General features: G+C 68.6%; 26 protein-coding genes and 2 tRNA genes. 5 read left to right on the top strand and 23 right to left on the bottom strand.

Annotated elements, in window-relative coordinates; translation table 11 throughout:
* The first annotated feature begins 70 nt into the window (after window positions 1–70).
* Complete coding sequence (locus ABDV78_RS03325; RefSeq protein WP_343525776.1) at window positions 71–1804, top strand: retroviral-like aspartic protease family protein; 1734 nt, start codon at window positions 71–73, stop codon at window positions 1802–1804.
* 110 nt (window positions 1805–1914) lie between these two features.
* Here ABDV78_RS03325 and ABDV78_RS03320 read toward each other — a convergent pair whose 3' ends face one another.
* Window positions 1915–4050 carry a TonB-dependent receptor gene (locus ABDV78_RS03320; RefSeq protein ID WP_343525775.1) on the bottom strand — a complete coding sequence of 712 codons (2136 nt, stop codon included), beginning with the start codon at window positions 4048–4050 and terminating at the stop codon, window positions 1915–1917.
* A gap of 169 nt (window positions 4051–4219) precedes the next feature.
* Here ABDV78_RS03320 and ABDV78_RS03315 point away from each other — a divergent pair, with 169 nt between their 5' ends.
* Window positions 4220–4399, top strand: coding sequence for a hypothetical protein (locus ABDV78_RS03315; RefSeq protein WP_343525774.1), 180 nt, complete (start codon window positions 4220–4222; stop codon window positions 4397–4399).
* Window positions 4400–4531: 132 nt separating this feature from the next.
* On the opposite strand, the gene ABDV78_RS03310 is transcribed toward ABDV78_RS03315, so the two are convergent.
* Window positions 4532–4621 (bottom strand) — tRNA-Ser (locus ABDV78_RS03310).
* A 163-nt stretch (window positions 4622–4784) separates the two neighbouring features.
* Here ABDV78_RS03310 and ABDV78_RS03305 point away from each other — a divergent pair.
* A complete protein-coding gene (locus tag ABDV78_RS03305; protein ID WP_343525773.1) occupies window positions 4785–5543 on the top strand; it encodes a DUF1134 domain-containing protein in 759 nt (252 codons plus the stop codon).
* A 179-nt stretch (window positions 5544–5722) separates the two neighbouring features.
* Here ABDV78_RS03305 and ABDV78_RS03300 read toward each other — a convergent pair whose 3' ends face one another.
* Window positions 5723–7042, bottom strand: a complete 1320-nt coding sequence (locus tag ABDV78_RS03300) for a dihydroorotase (RefSeq protein WP_343525772.1) — start codon at window positions 7040–7042, stop codon at window positions 5723–5725.
* A 47-nt stretch (window positions 7043–7089) separates the two neighbouring features.
* Here ABDV78_RS03300 and ABDV78_RS03295 point away from each other — a divergent pair, with 47 nt between their 5' ends.
* Window positions 7090–7860, top strand: a complete 771-nt coding sequence (locus ABDV78_RS03295; protein WP_343525771.1) for a folate-binding protein — start codon at window positions 7090–7092, stop codon at window positions 7858–7860.
* Between the two features lie 23 nt (window positions 7861–7883).
* Here the strand turns inward: ABDV78_RS03295 and ABDV78_RS03290 are convergent, their stop codons facing one another.
* The 19 genes from ABDV78_RS03290 to ABDV78_RS03200 all read right to left on the bottom strand — a co-directional run bounded on the left by ABDV78_RS03290 (window position 7884) and on the right by ABDV78_RS03200 (window position 23412).
* Window positions 7884–8300: a PilZ domain-containing protein gene (locus tag ABDV78_RS03290; RefSeq protein WP_343525770.1), complete on the bottom strand. Its 417-nt coding sequence runs from the start codon at window positions 8298–8300 to the stop codon at window positions 7884–7886.
* A 442-nt stretch (window positions 8301–8742) separates the two neighbouring features.
* Window positions 8743–9870, bottom strand: a complete 1128-nt coding sequence (locus ABDV78_RS03285; RefSeq protein ID WP_343525868.1) for an OmpA family protein — start codon at window positions 9868–9870, stop codon at window positions 8743–8745.
* Between the two features lie 116 nt (window positions 9871–9986).
* Entirely contained in the window at window positions 9987–10490 is a 504-nt protein-coding gene (locus tag ABDV78_RS03280) for a DUF2793 domain-containing protein (protein WP_343525769.1), read from the bottom strand.
* 1 nt (window position 10491) lies between these two features.
* Window positions 10492–12621 carry a phage tail protein gene (locus tag ABDV78_RS03275; RefSeq protein ID WP_343525768.1) on the bottom strand — a complete coding sequence of 710 codons (2130 nt, stop codon included), beginning with the start codon at window positions 12619–12621 and terminating at the stop codon, window positions 10492–10494.
* Entirely contained in the window at window positions 12621–13004 is a 384-nt protein-coding gene (locus tag ABDV78_RS03270; protein WP_343525767.1) for a peptidoglycan endopeptidase, read from the bottom strand. Before ABDV78_RS03270 ends, ABDV78_RS03275 begins: the two co-directional genes overlap by 1 nt.
* Window positions 13001–13807, bottom strand: a complete 807-nt coding sequence (locus tag ABDV78_RS03265) for a DUF2163 domain-containing protein (protein WP_343525766.1) — start codon at window positions 13805–13807, stop codon at window positions 13001–13003. Before ABDV78_RS03265 ends, ABDV78_RS03270 begins: the two co-directional genes overlap by 4 nt.
* Window positions 13804–16074 (bottom strand): DUF2460 domain-containing protein, encoded by a 2271-nt coding sequence (locus ABDV78_RS03260; protein WP_343525765.1) that lies wholly within the window; start codon window positions 16072–16074, stop codon window positions 13804–13806. The genes ABDV78_RS03265 and ABDV78_RS03260 overlap by 4 nt, the downstream gene beginning before the upstream one ends.
* Before the next feature lie 12 nt (window positions 16075–16086).
* A complete protein-coding gene (locus ABDV78_RS03255) occupies window positions 16087–16626 on the bottom strand; it encodes a tail tape measure protein (protein ID WP_343525764.1) in 540 nt (179 codons plus the stop codon).
* Window positions 16619–16813, bottom strand: coding sequence for a phage tail assembly chaperone (locus ABDV78_RS03250; protein WP_343525762.1), 195 nt, complete (start codon window positions 16811–16813; stop codon window positions 16619–16621). The genes ABDV78_RS03255 and ABDV78_RS03250 overlap by 8 nt, the downstream gene beginning before the upstream one ends.
* Window positions 16810–17124, bottom strand: a complete 315-nt coding sequence (locus ABDV78_RS03245) for a gene transfer agent family protein (protein ID WP_343525761.1) — start codon at window positions 17122–17124, stop codon at window positions 16810–16812. Before ABDV78_RS03245 ends, ABDV78_RS03250 begins: the two co-directional genes overlap by 4 nt.
* A complete protein-coding gene (locus ABDV78_RS03240) occupies window positions 17121–17528 on the bottom strand; it encodes a phage major tail protein, TP901-1 family (protein WP_267435402.1) in 408 nt (135 codons plus the stop codon). Before ABDV78_RS03240 ends, ABDV78_RS03245 begins: the two co-directional genes overlap by 4 nt.
* A gap of 40 nt (window positions 17529–17568) precedes the next feature.
* Entirely contained in the window at window positions 17569–17970 is a 402-nt protein-coding gene (locus tag ABDV78_RS03235; protein WP_343525759.1) for a DUF3168 domain-containing protein, read from the bottom strand.
* Window positions 17967–18473, bottom strand: coding sequence for a hypothetical protein (locus ABDV78_RS03230; RefSeq protein WP_343525758.1), 507 nt, complete (start codon window positions 18471–18473; stop codon window positions 17967–17969). Before ABDV78_RS03230 ends, ABDV78_RS03235 begins: the two co-directional genes overlap by 4 nt.
* Window positions 18474–18666: 193 nt before the next feature.
* On the bottom strand, window positions 18667–19662 hold the full coding sequence (locus ABDV78_RS03225) for a phage major capsid protein (protein ID WP_343525757.1): 996 nt from the start codon (window positions 19660–19662) through the stop codon (window positions 18667–18669).
* Between the two features lies 1 nt (window position 19663).
* A complete protein-coding gene (locus ABDV78_RS03220) occupies window positions 19664–20044 on the bottom strand; it encodes an HK97 family phage prohead protease (RefSeq protein ID WP_343525756.1) in 381 nt (126 codons plus the stop codon).
* The gene (locus tag ABDV78_RS03215) at window positions 20041–20361 is read right to left on the bottom strand and encodes a DUF6127 family protein (protein WP_343525755.1); all 321 of its coding nucleotides are present in this window, start codon (window positions 20359–20361) and stop codon (window positions 20041–20043) included. Before ABDV78_RS03215 ends, ABDV78_RS03220 begins: the two co-directional genes overlap by 4 nt.
* Window positions 20358–21461, bottom strand: coding sequence for a phage portal protein (locus ABDV78_RS03210; RefSeq protein WP_343525753.1), 1104 nt, complete (start codon window positions 21459–21461; stop codon window positions 20358–20360). The genes ABDV78_RS03215 and ABDV78_RS03210 overlap by 4 nt, the downstream gene beginning before the upstream one ends.
* 110 nt (window positions 21462–21571) lie before the next feature.
* On the bottom strand, window positions 21572–22882 hold the full coding sequence (locus tag ABDV78_RS03205) for a terminase family protein (RefSeq protein WP_343525867.1): 1311 nt from the start codon (window positions 22880–22882) through the stop codon (window positions 21572–21574).
* Entirely contained in the window at window positions 22882–23412 is a 531-nt protein-coding gene (locus ABDV78_RS03200; RefSeq protein WP_343525751.1) for a hypothetical protein, read from the bottom strand. The genes ABDV78_RS03205 and ABDV78_RS03200 overlap by 1 nt, the downstream gene beginning before the upstream one ends.
* A gap of 135 nt (window positions 23413–23547) precedes the next feature.
* On the opposite strand from ABDV78_RS03200, the gene ABDV78_RS03195 reads away from it, so the two are divergent.
* Window positions 23548–23623, top strand: a tRNA-Val gene (locus ABDV78_RS03195).
* 145 nt (window positions 23624–23768) lie between these two features.
* Here the strand turns inward: ABDV78_RS03195 and ABDV78_RS03190 are convergent.
* A complete protein-coding gene (locus ABDV78_RS03190) occupies window positions 23769–25634 on the bottom strand; it encodes a beta-L-arabinofuranosidase domain-containing protein (RefSeq protein ID WP_343525749.1) in 1866 nt (621 codons plus the stop codon).
* Window positions 25635–25722: the final 88 nt, after the last annotated feature.

Here is a 25722-nt window from a genome sequence, read left to right as displayed (position 1 = left end):
CGATGTCGGCCCCGACGACTGGAATGGGGATGATGGGGCGATGATCCGCATGATGCGCAAATGGGGAACGATGTCGATTTTGCTGGCGGGGGTCTCCGCCACCCCCGCCATGGCGGCCCCGCCGTGCAAGCTCGGCATGATGGCGGAAATCCCGGTGACCATGCAGGGCCTTCGCCCGATCGTGGAAACCCGCATCAACGGCAAGCCCGCCCCCTTCCTGCTCGATAGCGGCGCGTTCTTCAGCAACATCGCGCCCCCGGTCGCGCGCGAATTCGGCCTGTCGCAGCGGCCTCTTCCGTTCAATTTCCAGGTGAACGGCATCGGCGGCAGTTCGGACGCGTCGGTCACGACCGTACAGCATTTCACGCTGGCGGGGCTCGACATTCCCCATATCGAATTCGTCGTCAGCGGCAGCGACATTGGACAGACCGGGCTGCTCGGCCAGAATGTGCTGGGGCTGTCCGATGTCGAATATGACCTGCCCGGCGGCATGGTCCGCCTGTTCCGCCCGACCGGCTGCACCAAGACGTCCATGGCCTATTGGACGAAGGGCCAGCCCTATTTCGAGATGCCGATCGAGACGAAGGAAGAGGCGCATCACCACACCGTCGGCACGGTCGAACTGGACGGCGCGAAGATGAACGCGACCTTCGACACCGGCGCGGCGCAGACCGTCATCACGCTTCGCGCCGCCGCCCGCGCCGGGGTCCATCCGGGCGATCCCGGCGTGGAGAGCGCCGGATGGGAAACCGGGCTGGGCAAGCATGTGGTGCAGGGCTGGATCGCGCGATTCAAGCTGTTGAAGATCGGCAATGAGGAGTTGCACAATGTGCGCCTGCGCATCGCCGATCTCGGCCCGCTCGACACCGACATGCTGCTGGGCGCGGACTATTTCGTGTCGCACCGAGTCTATGTCTCCAACCTCCAGCATCGGCTCTATTTCACCTATACCGGCGGGCGGCTGTTCGACACGGCGGCGCATGTCGATCCGGCGGCCACTGCGGTCGTCGCACAGATGCCTGCCGCCGACGCGACGCCGACCGATGCGGAGGGCTATAGCCGCCAGGGCGCGATGTATCAGACCCAGCACGACCTGCCCCATGCGATCGAGGCGTTCGGCAAGGCGATCGCGATGGCCCCCAAGGATCCGCGCTACCCTCTTCAGCGTGCGCTCGCCTATCTGCAACAACGGCGGCCGGTGCTGGCCATGGACGACCTGAACACCACGCTGACGCTCGACCCCGCCGACATGCGTGCGCGCTTCCTGCGCGCCGAGCTTCGGCTGCGCGCGGGCAATCCGGCCGGGGCGATCGCCGATCTCGACCAGATGAGCGCGCAATTGCCGCGCGAGAATGCGCAGCGCCTGCAGGTCGCCCAGCTCTATGCCGGTGCCGACGCCTATGATGCCGCGATCGGCCAGTACGACATCTGGCTGGACACCCATCGCGAGGATTCGCGGCGGAGCACCGCGCAGAACGGACGCTGCTGGGCGCGGATGCTGCTGAACAAGGATATCGACCGGGGGCTGAGCGACTGCAACGCGGCGGTCCATGCCGTGCCCAGCAATCCGAGCTTTCTGGACAGCCGCGCCTTCATCAACCTGCGCCTGAAGGACGACAAGGCGGCACTGGCCGATTTCAACGCCGCGCTGGCGATCGATCCGAAACGGGCCTGGGCGCTATATGGCCGCTCGATCGCCGAGGCGCATCTGGGCATGACGGCGGAGGCCGATCGCGACCGCACCGCCGCTATCGCACTCGACAAGCGCATGGCCGAACGGATCAGGAAATACGGGATCGCATAAGATCCATGCTCCTCCCCGACGCGCGGCGGCGGCGGGGAGGAGAGCGGACGAAGGGGGCGTGCACCGGGTTTCCCCGATGGCAATCCTCCTCTCGCACCGGGGCGGCTCGATCAGAACGACTTCGACACGCCCACGAAGAAGCCGCGACGTGGCCCATATTGCGGTGCGCCGACACCGACGCCGGTTCCGTCGCGGATTTCATATTTGTGGTCGAGCGCGTTGATCACGTCGAAGCGGATGTCGATGTTCGGCCCCGCCAGATGCTGGCTCGCCGTCAGATTGAACTGCGCATAGGGTGCGATCTTGGCGCCGTTGGGCACGTTGTTGACATCGTCGTCGCGGCGCAGCCCCGAGCCATAGATCATGCTGCCACCCAGCCTGGTTCCCTGCGCGAAGGCATAGGAGATGCCGGCCGACCCGGTGAACGTCTGGTCGTGATCCAGATAGATGTAGTGCCGCGCAATATAGTCGAGATCGTCCTGGCCGAAGCTGAACTGGCTGGAGACGATGTTGCGCCCCTTCGCCTTGGCCGCAGCGAAATTGGCATAGGCGAGCAGGCCACCGCGCGCATAGCTCATATTCGCCTCGATCCCGCCGATGCGCCCCTGCCGGTAGTTGAACGGCGTCAGGATGATCGGCGCGCCGAACTGGCCTTCGTCGATCAGGTTCCGCGAAATGCGGTAATAGGCGTCGATGCCATAGGTGAAGTACCGGCTCAGCTTCGCCTGGAACCCGGCGTCGAAATAATCCTGCCGCTCGGCATAGGGCACGTCGTTGACGGTGACGGAGGGATAGGCGCTGGTGCCGACGAACTTGGCGATGCTGGTATTGCCGACCAGCTCGAAGGGCGGCGGCACGAAATAGCGCGAATAGCCCGCGTGCAGCGTGTAGACGTCGCCCGGCTGCCAGACGAGGTTGACGCGCGGGGACAACTGCCCCTCGCGGCGATAGCCATCATAGAGGTCGTAGCGCGCGCCGTAGTTGAGCGTCAGCCTGGACGCGAGCTTCCATTCGTCCTGAAGATAGCCGCTGAAGCTGGTCGCGGTCTTGCCGCCATTGTCGACGACCATCACGGGATCGCCCGCCTGGTTGCCATTGGTGTCGACCGGGAAGACATTGGTCGTGGTATCGCTGGTCGAACGGTCGCGCGTCACCAGCAGACCGCCGCGCAGCGTGTGCGCCGCGCCGACATGATAGACGGCGTCGATCTGTCCGCCGATCGCGAAGTCCTGCTTATACGCCTGCTGCGCCTGCCCGTTATACAGCAGTTCGCCCAGCACGTCGGGGCGGTAACGCAGCGAGGAATAGCGCGCGAACAGCGACGCCTGCACCGTGAAGGGCTCGGCATCGTGGAGGAAGGCCAGTTGGCCGAAGCCGGTCTTCTCTAGCTGGGTCTCGTTAAGCTTTTCGCTGGGGAAGCTGCTCTGCCCGCCCACCGTCCAGGTGCCGCTGGGCTGTTGCCCGACGGGGTTGGGAATCTGGAACCACTGGTTGGAATAGCCGCCGACGAACGACACCCGGTTCTGATCGTCCAGGATATGGTCGATATAGGTGAACGCCTGATACTGGTCGGTATCGTCATGGACCGGGTTGGAGCGGCCGTCGACGCTCTCGATGCCCAGCCCGCTATGCCGGTAATCGCCGGAGACGAAGTAATTGGTGCTGCCCGTCGAACCGCCATAGGTCAGGCTGGGCTGGATCGTATCATGGCTGCCGCCATAGATGGACGCGGTGCCGCCATTGTTGAACAACCCGCTCTTGGTGGTGATGTCGATCACGCCCGCGGTGCGCAGGCCATATTGCGCGGGCAGCGCGCCGGTCAGGATGTTGACCTTGTCCACCAGGCGCGGCGACAGGGTCTGGCCGAACACCGCCAGTCCTTCGGGAAGGACGGTGCCGTTGATGCGATATTGCAGGCCATTATGGTCGTCACGGACATGGAACTGGCCGAAACCGTCCTGCACCACGCCGGGCGCCTGGAGCAGGATCTGGTTGAACTGCTGGTTCTCGCCACCGGGCAGCGCCTTGATCGTGTCGCTCGTGATCTCGTAGTTCGACGCGCCCAGGCTGGGCTGGATATGGGCGCGCGCGGTGTCGAGCCGTTTGGCCGTCACCACGACGTCGGACGTATCGCCGCTCGTCGCCGCCTGATCGGCGTCCGGGGTGGGAACACCGCGCGTCTGGGCCAGGGCCGGATAGGCCAGCGCGGACGAGGCCACACAACAGAGCAGGGCATAAAAGCGCATCAGCTTACTCGCATGATATATAATCTCCCGGACATTCTGCTTCGCTGCGCTGCGACAGGAAGACAAGCCGCACGGGGCTTCATGACGCATTTGTAAGCCGCGCATCATCCGGGGATTCCCGCGCACGGGGCGATGGTCAGGCCGGCATTCTGCCGCTAGAATCATCGACATGACCGAACGCTTCGAACGACACCGCCAGCCCTGGCGGCCGGATGAGATTCAGAAACTCCACACGCTTGCCAAGAAGGGCATGGCGCTGAAGGCGATCGCCAAGGCGCTGACCCGCAGCGAGGAATCGGTCAAGGCGCGCGCCAAGGAAGACGGGCTGTCGATCGCCAAGCTGCACTGAACGCCGTCGGGGAAATGGCTATGTTACCCTTGCCCGGCCACACGGTCGCGATGCGCGTATGGGGAAGCGTGAGGGGAAAACAGCGCGCAGAATGAAATGGCCGAGGAAAGCCAGCGCCTTACGGCACGGCAATGGCGGAGACGGAGGGATTCGAACCCTCGGTACGGTTTCCCGTACGACGCTTTAGCAAAGCGTTGGTTTCAGCCACTCACCCACGTCTCCGGTTGCGGCGAGGTGCGGCTATAGCGGGGCCGGGGGAGGCAATCAACCGGGGTCGGGGAGGATTTTATCAGGAAAATCGACTAGGCCGCCTTTCGTCATTCATTGCGCCGCAAGGCGCGGGCTGGTTAACGTGGCCTATCGGTTCGCCGGGGGAGTTGAAGTCATGCGTCTCGTCTGTCTGGGTCTGTCGGTCTTGTGCGGCCTTTCGATGGCGGCAGCCGTGCCCGCCGGCGCACAGGTGCGCACGATCGATCCCAACCAGGGTATCGACAACGATCTGGGAACGCAGCCTTCGCGTCCGGTCCAGTCCTCGCGCCCGACCCAGCAGACCCCGCCCGCCGACGAACCGCAGGTCCCGTCGAGCCAGCCCGTCCCGCCGCCCGCCACCGGCACGACGACGCCCCCGGACTCGCGCGCGACGCAGACGACCCAGGCCTCCGAGACGTTCGAGCGGGACGACCTTCTGGCCGCGGGGGAAGACGTGTTCGGCAAGGGCGCCGAGGGACTGGCGGGGATGATCGAGCGGATCCTTCGCGAACAGGGCCGCCCCAACGCCTATATCGCGGGGCGCGAAGCCTCGGGCGCGTTCGTCGTCGGTCTGCGCTATGGCTCGGGCATCATGACCCACAAGGTCGAGGGGCAGATGCCGGTCTATTGGACCGGGCCTTCGCTGGGCTTCGATATTGGCGGCGACGCGAACAAGGTCTTCGTGCTCGTCTACAACCTCTATGACACCGAGGAGCTGTTCCACCGCTTCCCGGCGGCCGAGGGGCGGCTCTATTTCGTCGGCGGATTCGCCGCGACCTATCTGCGGCGGGGCAATGTCGTGCTGATCCCGGTGCGCCTCGGCGTCGGTTGGCGGGCCGGGGTCAATGTGGGCTATATGAACTTCACGCACAAGGCGCGGTGGCTGCCGTTCTGATCTGCTCGTTCGGGCCGAAGATTTTCCCCCGGCCTGCGACTTCGCACAGGCCGAGCGGAGTCGAGGGTCGCTTGGCTAGGTAAGGGCTGAGCGACGCCGGAGCCTAAGGCCGGCCCGACCGGCATGGGCCGCACGACCGGGCCATAGGCCCGGATGGCGCGACCCACCGCATGAGTCGCTCAGCCGAAATCGACCGCTTCGAAACGCAGCGGCTGGCCGGTCGGAGCGGCGGCGAGCTGGTCCTCCCACATCGCGACTTCGCCGCGGATGATCGTTCCGATCGGCTTGCCGGTCAGTTCCATGCCGGTGAAGGGCGACCAGCCGCACTTGGACTGAAGCCACTGATCCTCGATCGTCCAGCGCTTCTTCAGATCGACGATGGTGAAGTCGGCGTCATAGCCGGCCGCGATCCGCCCCTTGCCGACGATGCCGAAGATTCGCTGCGCGCCCGCGCTGGTCAGCTCGATCACGCGCTGGAGCGACAGGCGGCCATTCGCCGCATGATCGAGCAGCAGGGGCAGCAGCGTCTGCACGCCGGGCATGCCGCTCGGGCTGCCGGGATAGGGCTTGGCCTTTTCCTCCAGCGTGTGCGGAGCATGGTCCGAGCCGATCACGTCGGGCACGCCCTGGTTCAACCAGTACCACAGGCCGTCACGATGCGCGCCCGAACGGATCGGCGGGTTCATCTGCGCCAGCGTGCCGAGGCGCGGATAGGCCTCCTCCCCCGCCAGCGTCAGATGCTGGGGCGTCACTTCGCAGGTCGCGATGTCCTTGTGGCCCGCGATATATTCCAGTTCGGCCGGTGTCGTGACGTGCAGGATGTGGATGCGGCGCTTCGCCTCGCGCGCCAGACGCAGGATGCGGCGGGTGGCCAGCAGCGCGCTTTCGTCGTCGCGCCAGACCGGATGCGAGGCGGGATCACCCTCCACCCGCTCACCGCTACGCGCGTTCATCCGGTCCTCGTCCTCGGCATGGATCGCGACGCGGCGATGGCCCGAAGCGAGCACCTCGGCCAGTCGTGCATCCTCCGACACCAGGAGGTCGCCGGTCGAAGCACCCATGAAGATCTTCACCCCCGCCGTGCCCGGCATCCGCTCCAGCTCGGCCAGGTCGCGGGCATTGTGGTTGGTCGCGCCGACATAGAAAGCGTGGTCGCAGAACATCGTCCGGGCGCGGGTCAGCTTGTCGGTGATCGCATCGGCCGAATCGGTGTTCGGTTTGGTATTGGGCATTTCGAAGACGGCGGTGACGCCGCCCATCACCGCCGCGCGGCTGCCGCTGGCCAGGTCTTCCTTGTGCATCAGGCCGGGCTCGCGGAAATGCACCTGGGTATCGATGACGCCAGGCAGGATATCGAGCCCGGTGCAGTCGATCACCCGTCCCGCATCGCCGGTCGCTCCGATCGCGACGATCCGGCCATCCCGCACGCCGACATCGGCGCGAACGGGGCCGCCGGGGGTGTGAACGGTGCCGCCGGAGAGAAGCAGATCGAAGGTCATGAGCAACGGGCCTTTCGCGAATGGTCGCGCCCTCCTACCTTGCCCGCATGACCGATGCCACCCCGACGACCGCCCCCGGACCGAGCCACGAGCCGCGTTCCGGCACGACCTTGACCGACCGCCACCTGATCCGTGTCGCAGGAGCGGATGTTCGCACTTTCCTGCAGGGCCTGCTGACTCAGGATGTGGCCGGGCTGGCGCCGGGCGTGCCACGCTGGGCGGGGTTGCTGACACCACAGGGCAAGGCGCTGTTCGACTTCATCCTCTGGGCCGATGACGATGCGGTGCTGATCGATGCGGAAGCCTCCCAGGCGGAGGCGCTGGCGCGGCGATTGGCGATGTACCGTTTGCGCCGTGCCATCACGATCGAGCCGGTCGACGGCCTGGCCGTGCATTGGAGCTCGGATGCACAGGATCGACCGGATGATCCCCGCCTGCCCGAATTGGGCAAACGCTGGCTGGCCCCGGCGGGCGAAGCGGCGACGGGCTGGACCGCGCATCGGCTGTCCCTGGGTGTGACCGAGGGCGTCAGCGATCTGGGGTCGGGCGAAACGCTGTGGCTGGAATGCAATGCGGACGAGCTGAACGGGGTCAGCTTCACCAAGGGCTGCTATGTCGGGCAGGAAAACACCGCAAGGATGCATCATCGGTCAAAGGTCAATCGGCGCCTGGTCGTCGCGCCTCTGGCCGAGCCGGGCGATCGGACCCGCGCCGCCTATCCCGAGCTGGGGTGGATGGTGGAGCATCGCCGGGTAGAGGCGCTGGGGAATGCGATCCGCCCCGACTGGCTGGAACGGGCGCTGGCGACGGCAGGCTGAGGCCGGGCACGCTCGCCCGGCCTTCAGGGCTTGCCCGGACCTCCGATCGTCAGGGCCTTGTCGATCCGGGCCGTGGGGGCGGCCAGCAGATTGGCGAGTTGCACCGCGATCGTGATGGCAGCGACCAGGCCGAACAGGCATATCCCCCCGAACTGCATGGCGCGGGACAGCGAGCGGCTGCGCTCGATCCGGCGGGCCGCGTCGATCTCATTGGCGATGCGGCTGCGCGCCGTGCGTCGGTCGCCCTCGCCATCCTGCTGGACCGGCCGCCCTTCCAGACGCGGTTCGTTGATCAGGACGTCGGCACTGACGGTATCCTGCGTGCGAATCCCGGAAAAGCGGTCGCGCCGCCAGATCACACGGCCGATCACCACCTGACGCCCGCGCCGGATATCGACATAGTCGCCCGCGGCCAGCGGATCGTCGCAGGCAACCATCATGCCTCGTGACGAGATATTGTGGATGCACGCATCCCCCCAGCCCCGGATGGACTTGATCCGACAGGGTATCAGAACCTGCCGGCGCGCTTCCCGATTCTTATAGCCTTGCCCAGCGCGCGGCATTTCCCAACCCCCGACCCTCGAACCCCTGTCCATAATGGGCAGGTTCCAACAAATCATGAATATGGGCGCCACGGCACGCCATCTCGGTCAGGGATGCCCGCGGAAACCAATGGTGGCTGGCGGATGAGAAGGCGGCGGGTGGATCGAGGAGGCGAATTGGGGCGGCGTCTGAGCCTATGCAGCCCGGTGAGGACGGCGTGCACCGACGAAGGAGCCAGCGCAGATCCTGTTCAGGTCATCTATCGCGTGCGAGTGACAAAAAAAGAGAGGCCGGCTTTCGCCGACCTCCCTCTTTTCATCAGCCTTGGCTGAGCGTGGCTTACTGGCCAGCGCCCGGACCGTAGGTGATTTCCACGCGACGGTTCTGGACCTCGCGGACACCGTCCGCAGTCTGAACGCGCAGGTGGTCGCGATCTTCGCCGAAGGCTTCGGTTGCGATCGAGCCATCGGGGATCGAACGCGACGTCAGGTAAGCCTTCACCGCGTCGGCACGACGCTGCGACAGACCCATGTTGTACTTCGGCGTACCCGACGTGTCGGTGAAGCCTGCAACCATCACGCGGGCATTGCCGCAGCTCTGGTACTGGGTGATCGCGTTGTCGAGGATCGACGCTGCTTCCGGGGTGACGTCCGACTTGTTCCACTCGAAGAACACGATGAACGGACCCGGCGAGCACTGCACGGGCTCAGGAGCCGGCGGCGGGGGCGGCGGGGGAGGAGGCGGCGGGGGCGGCGGGGGCGGCGGCGGAGGCGGCGGAGCAGCCGGTTCGCCGAAGTTGTATGCCACGCCACCCAGGATCGAGTGCGAGCGGAAGCGGCCGTCGAACGTGTTGTTCGCGACGTCAACCAGCTTGACGTTCTCGGCGTTGAAGAAGCGATACTTCAGCGTCGCGTCGATATGGTCGGTCAGCGGAGCACGGATGCCCGCCAGAGCCTGCCACGCGAACACGGTGTCCGAGTCGTTCAGGAAGTCAGCGCGGTTGTTGAGCGCGTAGTTCGCCTTGACGCGAGCCACACCGACACCGCCGCCGACGAAGCCCTGGATGCCGTCATCAGCACCGAAGTCGAGCAAGCCGTTCAGCATGAAGCTGAGCGCCGAGGTCGAACCACCGGCATAGCTGTAGCTGCCGGCCGGAACGGTGCCCGCGCCGATGCCGGTGTTGGTCACCGCGGTCGAGCTGAAGGAGTCGACGGTCGCGCGACGATAGCCGACTTCGGTTTCCAGACGGAAACCACCGAAGTCATAACCCATGACGCCATCGACGTCATAGCCATAGTCGTGATCGACGGTGCCGACACCGGTACGCGTGCCGGTGATATCATAATCGATATCCTCGACGATCATCCCGCCGCCTTCGATGCCGACGTACCACGACTTGTCGCGGGCGAGGGCAGGCGAAGCCAGAGCGGTGGAGGCGAGTGCCAGAACAATGGCAAGCTTCCGCATCATAGTCCCCTTTCTTGGTTGTCACTACGGACAGCGCAAACTCACTATCGGAGCGTTGGTTTCCACGCAAGCGAACAAAAGCCCGCGACTGTGGCATTAAAAGCACAGAAATCTGGTCACCCCGATGCGATCAAACCGTGTCCGCGGAGCACCTCGATGACGGACTCCAACGCATTTCTCGCCTCGTTATCAGTAACTTGTCCGCCTACAGGAAACGCGATCGCCGGTCGCTGCGCGCCGATAACTTTTTTTCCCTCGATCAGGAACTCCCGCCCGACCACCCGGCCGGTCCGCCATGCCGTGCCGTCCCATTCGCATCGGCACTGATCCGCGCGACTCCAGGCCGAAAGCCCCGGCCGGGGAGCCAGGAACCGCCAGCCGCCCTCGGTCCATCCGGCCAGATGCCCGGCATGATCGCGCCAGTCGGCCTGCGGCGTGTCGCCGACGATCCAGGCCTGCCCAGCCTGCGGATCGGCCGGGGGCGCATTCAGGCCGACCGACTCGATACAGGGCTGCACGACCAGATCCAGCAGGGTCAGCGCCTCGTTATGCGTCATTTCCTTCTGCGCCTGTCCGGCCGCCAACAGCGGCAATGTCCAGCGCGGCGTCGAATCCGTCATCTCATCCCTCCCCTATGATCGCGACCAGCGGCGGCGATGCCGCCAGTGTTCCCAGTTGCCGCACCGTCACACGCGTTCCGTCCGCCGCCGCCCCGGTCCATTCGGGGGCGGCGACCTCCTCCTCCCGGTCACCGATGGTCAGGCGGTAGCGCTCATGTTCCTCACCCAGGGGCGCGTCGACCCGGTCGATCCAGCGCCAGCCGATCCGGCTGCGCCGCGTCCAGTTCAGCGTCACCCGGCCATCCGATCGGCGACGGCAGCGCCAGTGAACCGGCGCGGGTGGTGCGACCGAGCGGCCGGTGATCGTCACCGACGCCGCGACGCCCGCCGCTGCATCCCCCACGCCATGCGCCAGCACGCGGACCTCCCCGCCCAGTGCCGTGACCGGCAGGTCGATCGTCCGCGTCGCCGCCGGATCGATCAGCACGAAGCGGTCACCCGGCGCGACGCGGCCGATCATCGCCTCGGTCCCGCGGAGGCCCCGGCGCAGCTCGCTCAACCGCCACCGGCCATCGCCCAGCGGGCGGGCGCGGCCGAACTGGATCAGCTCCTCGCCCAGCCAGGCCAGGTTGGCGCCCGCATCGATCGCCGCGGCATCGGCATCGGCCAGATCCTCCGCCACCGTCACGGTGATGCCGCCCCGCCGGTCGATCAGCCTGCCGCCGCCGCCCGGCGTCACCGCGCTCACCGTTCCGATCACCCCCGCCAGCGCGGTCGTGCCGATCGCGATCCAGCTTGCGCCGCCATCGAGGCTATAGGCCAGGTTCGCCTGTCGCCAGCCGGGGCCGCCCGCCGCCATGATCGCCAGGCGCGGTCCCGCAAGCGGCTGGTCGTCGGGCGGAGGCGTCTCGAACACCGCCAGCCGGGTCGCGCCGATCATCCGATCGGGATCCCGCGCGATCCGCCCCGGCGTGGCGGGCTGGACCGGCCCGGCGGAGACCAGCGGCACGCAGGTCAGCCGCACCGCCATCGCCTCCCACACCGCCTCGACCACGCGCCAGCGTCCCGCCTCGCCATCAATGGCGATGATCATGCCCGGCGCGATGGCCAGTGCTTCGGGGCCCAGCGTCACCGTGCGCCGCACCCGCTCCGCCGACCGCCGGTCCAGCCGATCCTGCGCCAGCGTCCGTGCGGTCGCGGCATCCATCGCCGCCGCCAGTTCCACCCGCTCGTCCCGCACGCCGCCGCTCCGCCGCGCGCGCTGCATCCCGATCTGATAGTCGCGGGCGGGGTCGTAATAGGCGATGGTGACGCTGGCGGGGAGGCTCGCCTCCGCCGCCCGGTCGCACTGCCCGCGACGGCCGCGACCCTGCGCCGCCATGGCGTCGTCGCGAACCGTATGCACGGCCGCCTCGCCCGAGGACGGAACGACCAGCCGCACCCCGCCCCCCTGTGCCGTCCATTGCCCTCCGCTCATGTCCGCGAGCAGGTCCAGCACCGCGCGGATGCTGCCACCGCCGGCCGCGAAGCCCGCCACCATCACCCCGCCATCACCGGGACGGACCCGGCCGGACAGGGCCTGCGCGATGTCCCCGCAGGCGATGGGCGCCGCATCCGCCTCCACCTCGAAGGTCAGTTGCGGGATGCGGTTGCCGAACTCGGCCAGCGCCAGCCCCTCGAACACCGCATAGGCGATGCCGCGAAAGGCCGAGGCCCGCGTCCCCTCGATCGAGGCGATCAGCGGATCGACGGCTTGCGTCTCGGTCCCCGGATAGAGGCGAAAGCCCGTCGCGACCTTGAAGTCCCCCGCACTTCCCCGCAGCAGTCGCCCATCGGCCCAGATGCGCCCGACCCGCCGGATCGCCCGGCCCGACAGCGCGACCGCGACATTCGCGCTGTAGCTATAGCTTTCGGTCGCGGGCCGCCCCTTGGCACCGCCGGTCACGCCGCGGCTTTCGATCAGGTCGGTCGCCCAGATGACCGGGCCCGCCACCCGCATCGTGCCGAACACCGCGGGCACCTGCGTCCCATAGGTCGAGGTCTGGACCGACAATTCGGTGAGGCGCGGCCCCTGCCGCCGGGGCGGGCCCAGCACCGCATGATCGACCCGGTTACCGATCAGCGCGCCGATCGCCCCGCCCACCGGCCCCAGCAGCGCACGCCCGACCGCGCCCAATACCAAGGTCGCCATTATCCCTCCCCCCGCCAATATCCCAGCACCGGCCAGGGCGGCGCACCCGGCCGCCATGCGACCCGGGCGAGGCCCGCATCGGCATGGACGATCCCGTCGCTCACCCGGATCGCCAGATGCAGTTGCCCCGGCCCCGCGCGGAGCAGCATCACCGCGCCCGGCCGATCCTCACCCCGCGCGAACCGTTCATCGAGCAGCGCCGCCACGCGCCGCTCGTCCCCGCTGCGCCAGCCATAGCCGGTGGGCGCCGCCCGCCCCGTCGCCGCCGCGACCAGCCCGACGCAATCAAGGCCCTGCACGGGCTCGCGTCCGTGCAGCCGGAACCGCACGCCGACCAGCGCCCGCGCCGCCGCTTCGACCGGGTGGATCGGGGGCGCGGTCATGCGCCGGGATACCGGGTCAGGAGGTCGATGCCCGGCAGGAACGGTTCGCCCCGGAAGTTCACGACATTGCCGAAGCGCGACAGGCAGGTGTCCAGCCGCTTGTCGCAGCCCTCGACCAGTTCGACCAGCGGCCTGCCCTCAACCGCGAAGGCAGGCGCGGCGGACAGGCGGATGCGGTTTTCCTCCGACCGCGCGACCATCGCCTCCAGCCCGGCATTGGCACCGCCGAACCAGATCAGCCGCCCCTGGCCATAGGCATTGGCGACCGGCTCGACCGCATCGAGGGTCAGGGTCGCGTCGCCGTCCCAGCCGGTCACGCGGACCAGTCGCCGCCGCCCCGCCATCGCCACCCGACACCGGCGATCGCCCAGCGCGGCGCGGCAATCGGGCGAGGTTTCCTCCGCCACCGGCTGGTCGAGCAAGGCGCCGATGCCACGCAGTTCGGCGGTAAAGCCCCCCTCGCCCAGTTGCATCGTGCCGATCTCCCCCTGTCCCAGCGGCACGGCCGGTTCCACCCCGGTCCAGTCGACCGCGATGGCCGCCACGCTCGCCCCGTCCCAGCGACCGCCCAGCAGATCGCGCTCGCCGATCGCCGCACTGGTCAGCGCGCCCGACGCCTCCATCAGATCGGGGTCCAGCCCGTCCCCGCGAACGATCGCGCTGGGCGTCAGGCCGGGTGCCGCGCGGTAACGAAGCCCATCGATCCACAGGTCATGATCGTGGCCCGTCAGCCCGATCGTCACCCCGTCGCGCCGATCGATCCGCCAGCACAGCACCCATGTCGTGACCATATCGGCGCTCATGCCTCGCGCACCTCGACCAGCGGGACCGAGGGCACCGCGCCCGCCCGGAACCCGGCCAGCGTCGCGCTCAACCGATCCTCGGCGAAACGGACCGGCACGTCGAAGGTGAAGCTGGCGGTGATCGCCGCGCCCATGGCGGGCGCGCTGTCCAGCAACAGCCAGCCGCCCGGCTCGACGACGAAGCCCGCCACACCGCCGCCATCGACCTTCACCGAGACGCTGCCCGCGACCGGCCGGGTGATCCGTCGCACCTGATCGCCATAATGCCGGACCAGCGCAAAGCGGCGAATGGTGCCGTCGCCGGTGCCGAGGCGCTCGTCTGTGCCGACGCTGTCGAACGGATCACGCAGGCGGAAGCCGCGCGCCGGCCCCATCCGCGCCCGGAAGAAGCCGAGCAGCGTGGAGACATCCTCGACCGAGCGGATGCCGGGGCCGACATCATAGGTCGTCCGCGCCTCCGCCCAGGCGGCATTGCGGGTCTCGCGCCCGCCCGCGCTGGTCAGGATCGCGGTGGAGAAACCCGGCGTCACCTCCGCCTCGCGCCCCAGCGCCAGGGGGAACAGCACATCGTCCAAAGCCTGCATCTCGCCCTCCCCTTCCCAACAGACGAACCCGTCGCGCATCACCTGGGGCATCGCCCACAGGAAGGTCGCGGCGACGCCCCGCTCGCGCGCCACCTGCGCGGCATCGGCGATCCAGCCCCATTGATCCCGCTGATCGGCGCGCAGCACGAAGCCCGACAGATAATGCTGGCGCGCCGGCGGATAACCGAGCCGGGCCTCCGCCAGCGCCACGCCTTTCCGGGTCGCAGCGGTGTCGCCCGCCGTCACCCAGTCATAATCCTCCAGTTGCAGCACATCGAAGGCGGGGCTCGCCCAGCCGATCGGCATGTTGGCGCGCTTGGCCTCCGGCGCCTGCGCGTCGAGGACGGTCGGCAGATAGGTGAGCAGATGGGTGACGCATCCGGGCGCCGCCGCCTTCGCCGCCGCGCACAACGCCGCGGTCGAGGCCGCCAGACACGCCCCCGCCCGGTCGAGCGTGTCGCGCTCCGCCGGGCTTTTCGTGCCCGCCATGCTTGCGATCGGCACCGGCGCGAAGGCCGCCACCGCCGCCGCGTCGTACAGGCATGGCGCGCCGTCGGAGGGGCGCACCCACCACCAGGGTTCGCCCACCTGGAATTTGGGGGGCAGCCCCGCCGCGCGTCCGATCGCCAGAAAGGCCCGTGCGACCGCCTGGAGATAGGCCATCGCGCCGCCATGCGCCGGGCTGAGCAGGGTGGAGGGCGGCGACCAGCCGGTCAGCGCGGGCGCGCCATCGGCCGAGCGCTGCTTCCAGTCGCCCCAGCAATGCGCGTCGAACAGTTCATAGGACAGCGACCAGATCAGGTCATAGCCCAGCGCCCTGGCCTCGCCCGCGAAACCGCGATGCCATGCCTGACAGGCCGTGTTCAGCGCCCCGCCCGCCAGACTGGCGTACAGCCCCTCCCCGCTGCGTTCGAGCCGGAAATAATGGCTCATGCCGACATAATGGACGATCGTGCCGCGATAGCCGAGGTGCAGCATGTTGCGCAGCAAACGCTGCGGCGTCAGGTGATAGCTGTCGTCATAGCCGCTCGCGATGCCGAAGCCCTGCTCGGGCAGCACCGCCGCGCCGATGGCGATCACCGCGCCCGGTCCGTCACAGGCGATGCCGGTCAGCTCGACCCACCCCTCCTGCGGCTGGGCCAGAAATCGGGCCGCCGCATCATAGTCGGGCGCGACGAGCGAGACGAACATCCGGTCGATATCACCCGCCCAGACGGGATCGCGGTCATCGGGAAATCGGAACCCGCCCGCCAGGTCGGCGAAGTCGAGGATGATCTCGGCATCCTCCGCCGTGCCGGTCGCATAGTTCCACAGCCGGACATACCAGGCGCGGGGCCGCCCCTGCGCATCGCGACCCTCGATGGTCAACGTCGGGCCATGAGTCGCGTCGAGCGGCCTGATCCCGCCCGAACGCCAGCGGAACCGCAACCGACAATCGCGATAGTCGCGCACCGTATCGTAGCGCAGCAGCGGGTGGTCGTGCCGGTCCGCCGATTCCCAGATCAGCCCCGCCAGATCGTCGGCGCGGTAGAAGACCGTGTCGACGCGCAGCGCGTCCGGCGCCGTCGTCACCACCGCCGCCATCATCGGGCGCGGAAAGTCGACCGTCCAGTACCGCGGATCGAAGCGCGACAGCATATCGCTCCGCTGCGCCCGGCGTTCGCCATGCAGACACCATTGCATCGGCCCCTCCCCTCAATCCTCAGCCAGCGCCGCACGGACCGCGCGCGCGACCTGTCGGCTGGAGCGTTGCAGAACGCCCGCCGCCTCGCCCGGCCCCGCCTGGACCGTGATCGCGACCCGCACGTCGCGGGGCGCTGCACCGGCGTTCAGCGTCTCCACCCGTCCACTGCTGGTCGGCACGAACATCTCGGGCCCGCGCTCGCCCACCAGATAGGGCCGGTCGGGCGACACCGGCCCGCCGGTCGCGCGGCCGGGCAGCCCCGACACGAGGCCGCCCAGCAGCGCCAGCAATCCCGATCCGCCTCCGGCCGATGCCACCCCTTGCCGCAATGCCGCGCGGGCGATCGAATCGAGTGCCGACAAGGCGGTCGCCTTCAACTCCTCGAACCCGAACCTGCCCGTCCGGGCCGCGCGCAGCAGCGATCCCTCGATAGTCCGCGCGCCCAGTTCGGCCGCGTCGCCCAGCCCCCGCGACAATTCGCCGCGCATCGCCGCCATGTCGGCGGCGAACCCCCGCATATCGATGCGGGGCGCCCATTCCTGTTCATCCATCTGGATACATCTCCCGCAATCGGGCGAGCGTGGCGGGCGAAGGGGGACCGTCCTCGGACCGCCCCGTCATCGCCGTCACGATCGCCTGAAGCTCGGCCGGGGTGGCGCGCCAGAAGCGGTCGGGCGACCAGCCCAGCACCGCGCCCGCCATCCCCGCCAGCCGCCCCGCCTCCTCGGCGAAGGTCATTTCCCGCCCAGTATCTGGCGCAGCAATTGCCGCAGCACGGGTGCCAGCGCCGCCAGCCCGAGTTCGACCAGCGCCTCGCCCAATTGCTCGCGGCTCCGCCCCTCGGGCACCTCGCGCAGGCAGTGCCAGATCAGCGCCGCCGCCTCGCCAAGCGACAATTTCCCCGCGCCCGCGCGCTCGACCAGCTCGAACAGCGGGCCGATTTCGCCCTCTGCCGCGACCAGCGCCTGGAAACTCGGCCGCACCACCAGTTCGGCACCGCCGACCCGCACGCTCGCCTCGCCGCGCATGGGATTCGCCGGCGCGCTCATGCCGCCACCACCGCACCGGAGCTTTCCAGCGCCAGCGTATAGGTCCGCTCGCCGCCGAAATCCCCGCTATAGTCGAGGCGGGTGACGAGGAATCGCCCGGTCATCGAGCCCCCGCTTTCGAAGCTCAGCCGATAGGTCTCGATCGTCCCCGCCAGCGCATGGCCGCGCATCCGCGCTTCCGCCGCCGATCCGGTGAACACGCCCGCCCCGGCCACGCTGACGTGCCGCACGCCCGCCCCCGACAGCAGTTCGCGCCAGCCGCCCGAATCCTTGCTGGTGACCACCACCGTCTCGCCATTGATCGACAATTGCGTGGTGCGCAGCCCCGCCATCGTCGCGAAGGCGGGCGGCTCCGCCCCGTCGCCGATCTTGAGCAGAAAGGCGCTTCCCTTTTCGATTGCCATATCGCTTCCCCCTTATTGCCGGCCCCTTATTGCCGGCCCCTTATTGCCGGTCTGTGCTCTCGGCGCGCCACAACCGGGCGCGCCATTCGATGCTCGCGGTCCAGCGCGCGCCGCCCTTCGTCATCCGGGTCGCGGTCACGCCCAGACCGGCGACCCGCCATCCGTCCGCCAGCATGTCCGGCAGGACGATCCCCTCGACCGCTTGCATCGCGGTGCGCAGTCTCCGGGGCTGCTCGCCCTCGTCGGTCAGGGTGACGGTGACGCGCAGTTCGCACCCCTCGATCCCCGCCGCGCCCCAGTCGGCGGTGCTCGGTTCGCCCAGCACCGCCTGCGGCACGCTCGCCCGGACAGGCGCGGCGTCGAAGACGCTCACCGCCAGCGGTTGCAGCGCGCGGCGCAAGCCTGCCAGCAATCCGCCCCGCAGCGCCTCCCGCGCGGTCATGCCATGCGCCTCGGCCCATCGAGCCGCATCCGCCGCCAGGGCCGCCACAGGGCGGCGACGGCGGCGGGTGGCACGGCGGCGGCGTCACGATTGTCGAACAGATGCGCACCCATGATCGCCACGCCATGCGCGATCTCGGGCGGCAGAGCGGTCCAGCCCTCGGCCAGCCCGGCGCGGAACGAGACCGTCACCGGGTCGCTCGCCCGGACCCAGCCGCGCCCTTCGCGGTCGATCTCACCCACCCCATCACCGACCGACAGGATCGCGCGGATTGGAGTCACCCCGATCGCCTGCCAATCCGCCGCGCCCGCCAGCCATTGCTCGCCTGCGCGCTGGATCAGCACCTGTCCGCAGAAGGATTCGGCCAGCCCCAGCGCGACGCCCGCGACTCGCTCGACCAGCGCCGCCTCATTCCCCTCCTCCAGCCGCAACAGGGCGCGCACGACCCCCGCCGCCGCCGTGACGGTCGCGGCGGGCATGGGCTCCATCGTCCCGCTCATCATGAATTCTCCTTCACCGATACAAGTTGCGACAGCTCCGACACACGGACGTCACAGTTCGGGAGCAGAGACTCGGTCAGCCGCTGCCCGCCTACCCCCTTGGGCACCGGCCATGCCGACCCGCGCCCCCCGGCCGGTCCGGCATCCTCCCTGAACTACGGGGCAGCCTCCCTGCTGGCTGCCCCGATTTTTCCCCTTAGTTCGTGGAGAACTTCATCAGCTTGATCGCCTCCGAGTCGCTGACGCAGCCGCCCACGCGGCGCGTGGCGTAGAAGGTCACGAACGGCTTGTTGCTGTACGGATCGCGCAGGATCGCGGTCTCGGCACGCTCGGTAATCAGATAGCCCGCCTGGAAATTGCCGAACGCGATGGCGAAGTTATTCTCCGCGATATCGGGCATGTCCTCCGCCTCGACCACCGGATAGCCGAGCAGCGTCGCGGGCTGTCCCGCGATCAGGCCCGGCGCCCAGAGGAACTGGCCGTCGGATGTCTTCATCTTGCGAATGGTCGAAGAGGTCGCGGCATTCATCACGAAGCACGCACCCTGGCGATACGGGGCGCGCAGGCTCTGGACCAGATCGACCAGCCGCTCCTCCTGCTTGGGCCCGAACGCTCCGGGCCCGCCGCTGGCCAGATATTGCAGCGTGCCGAAGGGGCGCGCACCGTCCTTGGCGGTGGAGCTCGGGCTGGTCAGCAGCCCCTTGGGCCGGTTGACGCCCGATCCACTGACGAAGGCCTGCCCCTCCGCCCGCGCGAACTCGGTCGCGATCTCCCCCGCGAGCCATCCCTCCACGTCGAACGCGGCATCGTCCAGCATCGCCTGGCTGGCCGAGGGGTTGGCGTAAAGCTCGCCCATCGGCGGCGCGAGCTCTACGAAACTGGGCGTCGCCGTCTCGGGCCGCGCCGCCGTCTCGCTCGCCCAGCCGGAGGGGGTGCCGCCGGTGGTCACCAGCTTGCGATACCCCGCCGACCCGACCGTCACGACATTGGCGATGCTGCGGATCGGCGACACGCTTTGCAGCACGGATGCGATCGCGGCGTCGATCTCGCGCGGCACGGCGAAACCGCCGCTGTCCCCGGTGGTGCCGGTAAAGGCCTTCATCTCGACGGTGATGCCGCTGCGCACATAGCCGTCAAAGGCACCACCGCTCTTGCGTGCACCATCGAGCACAGGTCGTTCGATCACGTCCATATCAATCCCCCTTGGTTGAAATGTGAATCACGCGGGCGAGCGGCTGCATCGGCACCGTCACCAGGCTGATTTCGAGAAGCTCCCCCGACAGGATCGCGCGGGCCGCGCCCTGGTGGACGACGCGCGGCCGATAACCGACCGACAGCCCCGCCACCGCACCCGCCCGGACCAGCGCGGCGAGCGCCGGGTCATCGACCACGCCCTCGACCGCGAGGCCGGTGTCATCCTCGGCCAGGGCAGTGATGCGCCCCATCGCATCCCCCCGATGCTGCCAGAGCAACGGCACATGCGCCGCCCCGGCGAAGGCGCCGCGCCGCATGACATCGCCGGCCCGGTCCATCCGGTCCCAGATCGCGGCATAGCCGGTGAAGGAGAGGCTCATTTCAGCCAGTCCTCCATCCCCAGCCGCATCGCGATCCCGGCCAGCAGCAGCGCACCGAGCAACCGGCTCAGCCAGCCGACCGCGCTTTTCCACACCGACGACTTGGCCTCGCGCCACGCCGACAGCAGTTCGCGCAGTTCGGCGACATCACCCGCCGCCTCCGCATCGGCCAGGCCCAGCCGGGTCAGCGCCCGCGTCGCGCCCAGTTCGCCAGCCTCCTCCGCGACCGCGCGCAGGGTCACGAGGTCCGCGCCGCTATCCGCCGCCTGCGCGAGCAGGCGCGCCAGAATATTGGTGTCGAGTTGGGGGCCGCTCATGACAGGCCGACCATCTGGCGTTTCTCAGCCGGATCGAGGAAATCGGCGCTGGCGGCCATCTGCCACAGCATCTGCCGCTCCTCGGCCAGCGCGGTGACGCGGTTGATATCGACCGACAGGCTCGCCCCCTCGAACCAGCCCGACAGCCCCTGCGCCAGTCCGCTCAGCATCGCCCCCGCCAGAGGCAGGATCGCCTGCCGCCACAGCGCGCGGTTCGCCTCGCGGTAATTGGCATAGGTGTTGTCGCCGGGCAGGCCGAGCAGCATCGGCGGCACGCCAAAGGCCAAAGCGATCTCACGCGCCGCCGACGACTTGGCCGCGATGAAGTCCAGTTCTGCGGGCGTCAGGCTCAGCGCCTGCCATTTCAGCCCGCCCTCCAGCAGCAGCGGACGCCCGGCATTGCCGCTGCCCGCAAAGCCCTCCATCTCGGCGCGCAACCGCTCGAACTGGTCCGGGGTCAGGGTCGAACCGTCGCCGGGATCATAGACCAGCGCGCCCGAAGGCCGTGCCGCATTGTCGAGCAGCGCGCGGTTCCAGGCGGCGGCCGCATTGTGGATCGCGATCGCCCCCGCCGCCGCGCCCAGGCAGCCCAGCCCATAATGATCGTCGAGCGGATGGCAGCTCTTCAGATGCACGACCTGCGGCCGGACCGGATCGACCGGCAGCGTCGTCACCCGCCCGCCCGCTCGGTAGAGATAGGCGGCGGGCCAGCCGCTCGCATCCAGCTCCATCGCCACCCGCTCGGGGCGGAGCGCGAAGAGTTCGGCGGCGTGGCCATCGGCATCGCGCAGCACCTGCACATAGGCATTGCCGTGCAAGAGCATGTGCGTCGCCACCGTCTCCAGCAGCGCCTGCCCCTCGCTGCGCGCCGCGACCAGTGCGACCAGTTCGGGGTGCGAGGCGGTCAGCGGCGCATCGGCCAGCCCGCCCGCGACCATCCGCACCGCGCGCTGCGCCACCGGATTGCGCAGATAGCCCTCGCGCACCTGGGTTTCATAGGACGGAGCCGCACCCGTCAGCGGCACCCCCGACCGGGCCAAGCCCAGCCCGAGCAAAGGACGCAGCGTCCCCCGCCCGGTCTTGCGACCGAACATCCTCATCGTATCTGCTCCTCGAAAGGCTTGCGTTCGTCGCCCCAGCGGAAGCTGGGGCCTTTCTCGACCGATTCCCGCGCTACCCAGAGATCCCAGCCTTTGCTGGGATGACGGGGTCAGAGATTCCGTATCCCCGGGGCCCCGCGCCCCGACAGCATCAGTTCGGTCAGCGCCCAGACCAGCGCATCGGCGCGATCCGGCGAGCGGCCCGGTCCCTCATAGGCGCCCGCCACCCCAAGCCCGCACAATTCGTCCTCCAGCGCCGGGAAACCGCGCGAATGCCACACCCGCCCCTGCGCATAGAGAAAGGACACCGGCTCCGCCCGCGCGGCCTTGCCAATGGAGGCATGGACCAGATGCACCGGCAGGGTCGGATCGGCGAGCCGCAGCACGCTTTCCACCATGTCGCCGCCCTGGTTGCGTTCGGCCACCACGCGGTCCGCCCGGTTGCGCCGGGCGCAGCCCGCCACCCGTGCCGCCCAGCCCTCGGGCGACAGCCCGGCCTCGCTCGCATCCTCCAGCACATAGCCATGGCCGTCGCGCCCCAGCCCGACCGCGACGATCCCGCAGGCATCGCCGCCGCTGGTCGCAGGCGGATCGACGCCGACCACCACCCGGTCGAGCGCGGGCACGGTCTTGGCCCGCTGCCGGTCGAGCAGCGCACGGCTCCACAGGGCCCCCTCGCGGTCGTCGACCATCTCGCCGTCCAGTTCCTGCCGCCCCAGCCGCGTGTCGCCATATTGCGCCAGCATCGCGTCCTGGAAGCTGTCGGGCAGATGCGCATTGTCGCTGGTCCGCCCGATCGTCTCGACGCAATCGGGCAGCGCCATGACCTTGCGCATCAGGGGCGTCGCACGCGGCGTCGTCGTGACCAGCACGCGGGGATGCTGCCCCAGCCGGAGCGTCATCATCAGATTGTCCCATCCGGCCTCCCCCTTCCACTTGCCCAGTTCGTCGCACCAAGCCGCATGATGCTGCGGGCCACGCAGAGCCTCGGGCGCCGCCGCCGAATAGGCGAAGCCGATCGCGCCGGATGCGAAATGCACCTGCCCCAGACTGCCGATCCAGCGGGGCGTCTCGCCCTTGCGCGCCACCGCCAGCAGCCCGCTTTCGCCGCGCACCATCACCCGCTCGACATCCCGCAGGGTCGCCCCCATCAGCGCGATCCGCGCGCCGGGATTGTCGCGGGCGAGCGCGCTCACCCATTCCGCGCCCGCCCGCGTCTTGCCGAAACCGCGCCCCGCCCGGATCAGCCAGACCCGCCAGTCGCCCGGCGGCGCGACCTGTCCGTCATGCGCCCATAATTCCCATCGCTCGACCAGTTCGCGCTTCTGTGCCGGGGTCAGCGACGCCAGCGCCTGCCCCCGCGCATGCGGTTCCAGCATCGCCAGCGTGGCAAGCCGCGTCGCCGCATCCTGTCCCGCCATCACGCCATCCCCCCCTTCAACCGCCGCCGCGCCAGCCCGTCCAGCGCGCGTTCCAGCGCCGCATCGGTCTCGGCCGCATCGGCCCGCGCCGCCGCGTTGCCGGTTTCACCGGCCAGCGCATCGCGGCGCGCGAGGAGCTTCAGATAAAGTTGCACCTCGGTGGCGTGGAGCGGCGGGGTGATGGAGAGGCCGGTGGTCCCCGCACCGGCCTCTCCGCCCCCCTCCCCGTCCTCGGCCGCCAACAGGGCGAGCATCCGGCGCAGCAGCCCTTCCTCGACCAGCGCGTGCGCCGCGTCGATCGCCTGGTCCCAGGCCTCGCCAAAGGCCCGGTCGCGCCGCCGCAGAGCCTGTACGGCCCGCAGCGTCTCTCCCATCGCCTGTGCCGCCAGCCCCGCATCGGCGCTGACCGCCAGCGCCTCCAGGAATTGCCGTCGCCGCGCCTGCGTCCACCGCGCGCCCTCCCCCGTTCCGGCCATCCCCGCTCCCCCCGAAACATCGAGCGCGGTTTCGGCCGCTCCCGTCGACCGCACCCACCCTCGATGTTCCCGTTATGTACCGAATGTGGTCGGCATTGTATCCAACAAACGAACCAGATGGGTTGGCCGCACAAAAGCGGCTTGCCAGACGCGACGCGCATCGGCATTAGGCGGGGCTTACCCCCGAGGGGGCGATTAGCTCAGTTGGTAGAGCGTCTCGTTTACACCGAGAATGTCGGCGGTTCGAGCCCGTCATCGCCCACCATTCCCAACATCATCGCATGGTTCCACCCCGGCAAGGGCCGGGGTTCAGTCGCTGTGTCGTTTGTCGAGAAGCGTGCGCTCCGCCCCGCGCGGCATGGCATCTGGCCCCCGGCCTTCGCCGGGGGGGGGCGGCCAGTGCGTTGCGTTCAGGCCAGCTTCCAATAGGTCGCGTAGCGCTCATGCGCGATGCGGTGGTACGGGACCAGCCGCACCGGCTGACCATCGGCGGCCGGGATGGTGAACTCCAGCGGCTTGCCCGACGCCGTGATCCTCTTGGTCAGTTCGACCGGCTCGCCCGACAGCGTGGGTGCCTGGAACGGCGTGTCGTTATACTCGCCATATTTGCGCTCGCTGACGATGATGTCGGCCCCGGGTGCCAGCCCCTCGCGGCCCAGCGCACCCGCCAGTACCAGCGGACCATAGGTGAAGGCGACGATCTCCGGCGCGGCGGGGGCGCTTTCGACGCCGGGTTCCATGACCAGCCGCCATTCCACCGTGTCGCCGGTCTTCCACGTCCGGGTCAGTTCGGCATAGCGGCCGGGCCTGTCCGAATGCGAAACCGCGGTGCCGTTGACCAGCAGGGTCGCGGTACGGCTCCATTTCGGGTGACGGAGTTTCAGCGTCAGTTCGGTCGGCTGGCGCAGTTTCCAGCGGAACCGGGTGTTCGCCGCCTCCGGGAAGGTCGTTTCCTGGGTCAGCACCGCACCCTTGTCGGCCCAGGTCACGGTCGAAGGGATGAACAGGTTCACATAAAGCGCGCGATCGTCATGGAAGTAGATCGAATCGCGATACTTCACATGATTTTCCATCCCCGTGCCCGTGCAGCACCAGAAGCTGTCCTCCGGGGTGTGATAGAGCTTCATATAGCCGGGCCGTGCGCCCTGAAAATAGGTCGCCATCCCCGACTCCGGGTCCTGCGAGGCGAGGATGCCGTTGTAGAGCGTCCGCTCATAATAATCGGCATATTCGGCGCGCGGATCGTGCAGGAACAACGCGCGGGTCAGTTTCAGCATATTGTGCTGGCAGCAGGTTTCCGATCCCTTGGCCGAAAAGACATGCTTGTCGAAATCGGCCATGGCGAAGAAATGCTCCGCATCGCCATGCCCGCCGGTGGCGAAGGCGCGGGTATGCGCCACGGTCCGCCAGAAAAAGGCGGCGGCATCGCGATAGGCGTCGTCGCCCGTCGCCTCGAACACCCGCTGGAAACCGATGATCTTGGGAATCTGGGTGTTGGCATGCATCCCGTCGAGATGGTCTTGACCCTTGACCAGCGGGGCCATCACCGCCTTTTGCGAGAAACGCTGCGCGACCCGGCGATATTCCTCGTTCCCGGTCATGAAATACAGATCGGCATAGACCTCGTTCATGCCGCCATATTCGGTTTGCAGCATCGTCTCGAACTGCTCGTCGGACAGTGGCCTGGTGGCGACGACGCCCCAGTCGGCCAGCCGGATCAGGACGCCGCGCGCCGGTTCGCTGTCCGCCAGCAGCGCCGAGTCACGAAGCCCGGCATAGAGCTTGTGGAGCGTGTACCAGGGCACCCCCGTAATCGGCTCACCGCGAAGATGCGCGGCGACCAGCGCCGGGCCCTTGGGAAAGGCGCAGACCAGGCCGGTGCCCGCCGCCTGCTGGCAGGCCGCCAGCTCGTTCGCGATATAATCGATCCTCTGGCGATAGCGCTTGTCCCGCGTGGCGCGATAGGCGAGCGCACAGGCGGAGAGATAATGGCCCAGCGTATGGCCATGGCAGTTGATGTCCGCCCATTGGGCCTCCGACTCCCAGCCGCCATAGACCGGAGCCTTGGGCTTCAGACCGGCATTGGTGCGGAAATTGGCGAGCATCCGGTCGGGCTGGAGCCGCATCAGATACGCCTCGGTCATCTTCTGCGCGTGGAGGAAGGGGCTGTCCTCCAGCGTGACATCGGCCATGTCGAAGGGCTGGACGACGGTGGCGGGGGCCCGCCCCATCGGCTGGGGGCCGACGCCGCCCCGTGCCCATGCGGTGGCGGGCATCACCGCCCCCCATCCCGTCGCGAGAGCCCCGATGCTCGCGGTGGCAAGAACATCGCGCCGCGAAGGCGCAGGACAGCATGAAGGCACC

This window comes from Sphingomonas sp. (assembly GCF_039594485.1).
Classification (GTDB): Bacteria; Pseudomonadota; Alphaproteobacteria; order Sphingomonadales; family Sphingomonadaceae; genus Sphingomonas.
The sequence above is the reverse complement of the archived record's forward strand: the minus strand, read 5'-3'. Positions and strand labels throughout refer to the sequence as shown.

Excerpts from the sequence above, each read along its gene's own strand:
- ABDV78_RS03325 (WP_343525776.1), top strand. The coding sequence starts at position 71 with ATGTCGATTTTGCTGGCGGGGGTCTCCGCCACCCCCGCCATGGCGGCC.
- ABDV78_RS03320 (WP_343525775.1), bottom strand. The coding sequence starts at position 4,050 with ATGCGCTTTTATGCCCTGCTCTGTTGTGTGGCCTCGTCCGCGCTGGCC.
- ABDV78_RS03315 (WP_343525774.1), top strand. The coding sequence starts at position 4,220 with ATGACCGAACGCTTCGAACGACACCGCCAGCCCTGGCGGCCGGATGAG.
- ABDV78_RS03305 (WP_343525773.1), top strand. The coding sequence starts at position 4,785 with ATGCGTCTCGTCTGTCTGGGTCTGTCGGTCTTGTGCGGCCTTTCGATG.
- ABDV78_RS03300 (WP_343525772.1), bottom strand. The coding sequence starts at position 7,042 with ATGACCTTCGATCTGCTTCTCTCCGGCGGCACCGTTCACACCCCCGGC.
- ABDV78_RS03295 (WP_343525771.1), top strand. The coding sequence starts at position 7,090 with ATGACCGATGCCACCCCGACGACCGCCCCCGGACCGAGCCACGAGCCG.
- ABDV78_RS03290 (WP_343525770.1), bottom strand. The coding sequence starts at position 8,300 with ATGATGGTTGCCTGCGACGATCCGCTGGCCGCGGGCGACTATGTCGAT.
- ABDV78_RS03285 (WP_343525868.1), bottom strand. The coding sequence starts at position 9,870 with ATGCGGAAGCTTGCCATTGTTCTGGCACTCGCCTCCACCGCTCTGGCT.
- ABDV78_RS03280 (WP_343525769.1), bottom strand. The coding sequence starts at position 10,490 with ATGACGGATTCGACGCCGCGCTGGACATTGCCGCTGTTGGCGGCCGGA.
- ABDV78_RS03275 (WP_343525768.1), bottom strand. The coding sequence starts at position 12,621 with ATGGCGACCTTGGTATTGGGCGCGGTCGGGCGTGCGCTGCTGGGGCCG.
- ABDV78_RS03270 (WP_343525767.1), bottom strand. The coding sequence starts at position 13,004 with ATGACCGCGCCCCCGATCCACCCGGTCGAAGCGGCGGCGCGGGCGCTG.
- ABDV78_RS03265 (WP_343525766.1), bottom strand. The coding sequence starts at position 13,807 with ATGAGCGCCGATATGGTCACGACATGGGTGCTGTGCTGGCGGATCGAT.
- ABDV78_RS03260 (WP_343525765.1), bottom strand. The coding sequence starts at position 16,074 with ATGCAATGGTGTCTGCATGGCGAACGCCGGGCGCAGCGGAGCGATATG.
- ABDV78_RS03255 (WP_343525764.1), bottom strand. The coding sequence starts at position 16,626 with ATGGATGAACAGGAATGGGCGCCCCGCATCGATATGCGGGGGTTCGCC.
- ABDV78_RS03250 (WP_343525762.1), bottom strand. The coding sequence starts at position 16,813 with ATGACCTTCGCCGAGGAGGCGGGGCGGCTGGCGGGGATGGCGGGCGCG.
- ABDV78_RS03245 (WP_343525761.1), bottom strand. The coding sequence starts at position 17,124 with ATGAGCGCGCCGGCGAATCCCATGCGCGGCGAGGCGAGCGTGCGGGTC.
- ABDV78_RS03240 (WP_267435402.1), bottom strand. The coding sequence starts at position 17,528 with ATGGCAATCGAAAAGGGAAGCGCCTTTCTGCTCAAGATCGGCGACGGG.
- ABDV78_RS03235 (WP_343525759.1), bottom strand. The coding sequence starts at position 17,970 with ATGACCGCGCGGGAGGCGCTGCGGGGCGGATTGCTGGCAGGCTTGCGC.
- ABDV78_RS03230 (WP_343525758.1), bottom strand. The coding sequence starts at position 18,473 with ATGATGAGCGGGACGATGGAGCCCATGCCCGCCGCGACCGTCACGGCG.
- ABDV78_RS03225 (WP_343525757.1), bottom strand. The coding sequence starts at position 19,662 with ATGGACGTGATCGAACGACCTGTGCTCGATGGTGCACGCAAGAGCGGT.
- ABDV78_RS03220 (WP_343525756.1), bottom strand. The coding sequence starts at position 20,044 with ATGAGCCTCTCCTTCACCGGCTATGCCGCGATCTGGGACCGGATGGAC.
- ABDV78_RS03215 (WP_343525755.1), bottom strand. The coding sequence starts at position 20,361 with ATGAGCGGCCCCCAACTCGACACCAATATTCTGGCGCGCCTGCTCGCG.
- ABDV78_RS03210 (WP_343525753.1), bottom strand. The coding sequence starts at position 21,461 with ATGAGGATGTTCGGTCGCAAGACCGGGCGGGGGACGCTGCGTCCTTTG.
- ABDV78_RS03205 (WP_343525867.1), bottom strand. The coding sequence starts at position 22,882 with ATGGCGGGACAGGATGCGGCGACGCGGCTTGCCACGCTGGCGATGCTG.
- ABDV78_RS03190 (WP_343525749.1), bottom strand. The coding sequence starts at position 25,634 with ATGCCCGCCACCGCATGGGCACGGGGCGGCGTCGGCCCCCAGCCGATG.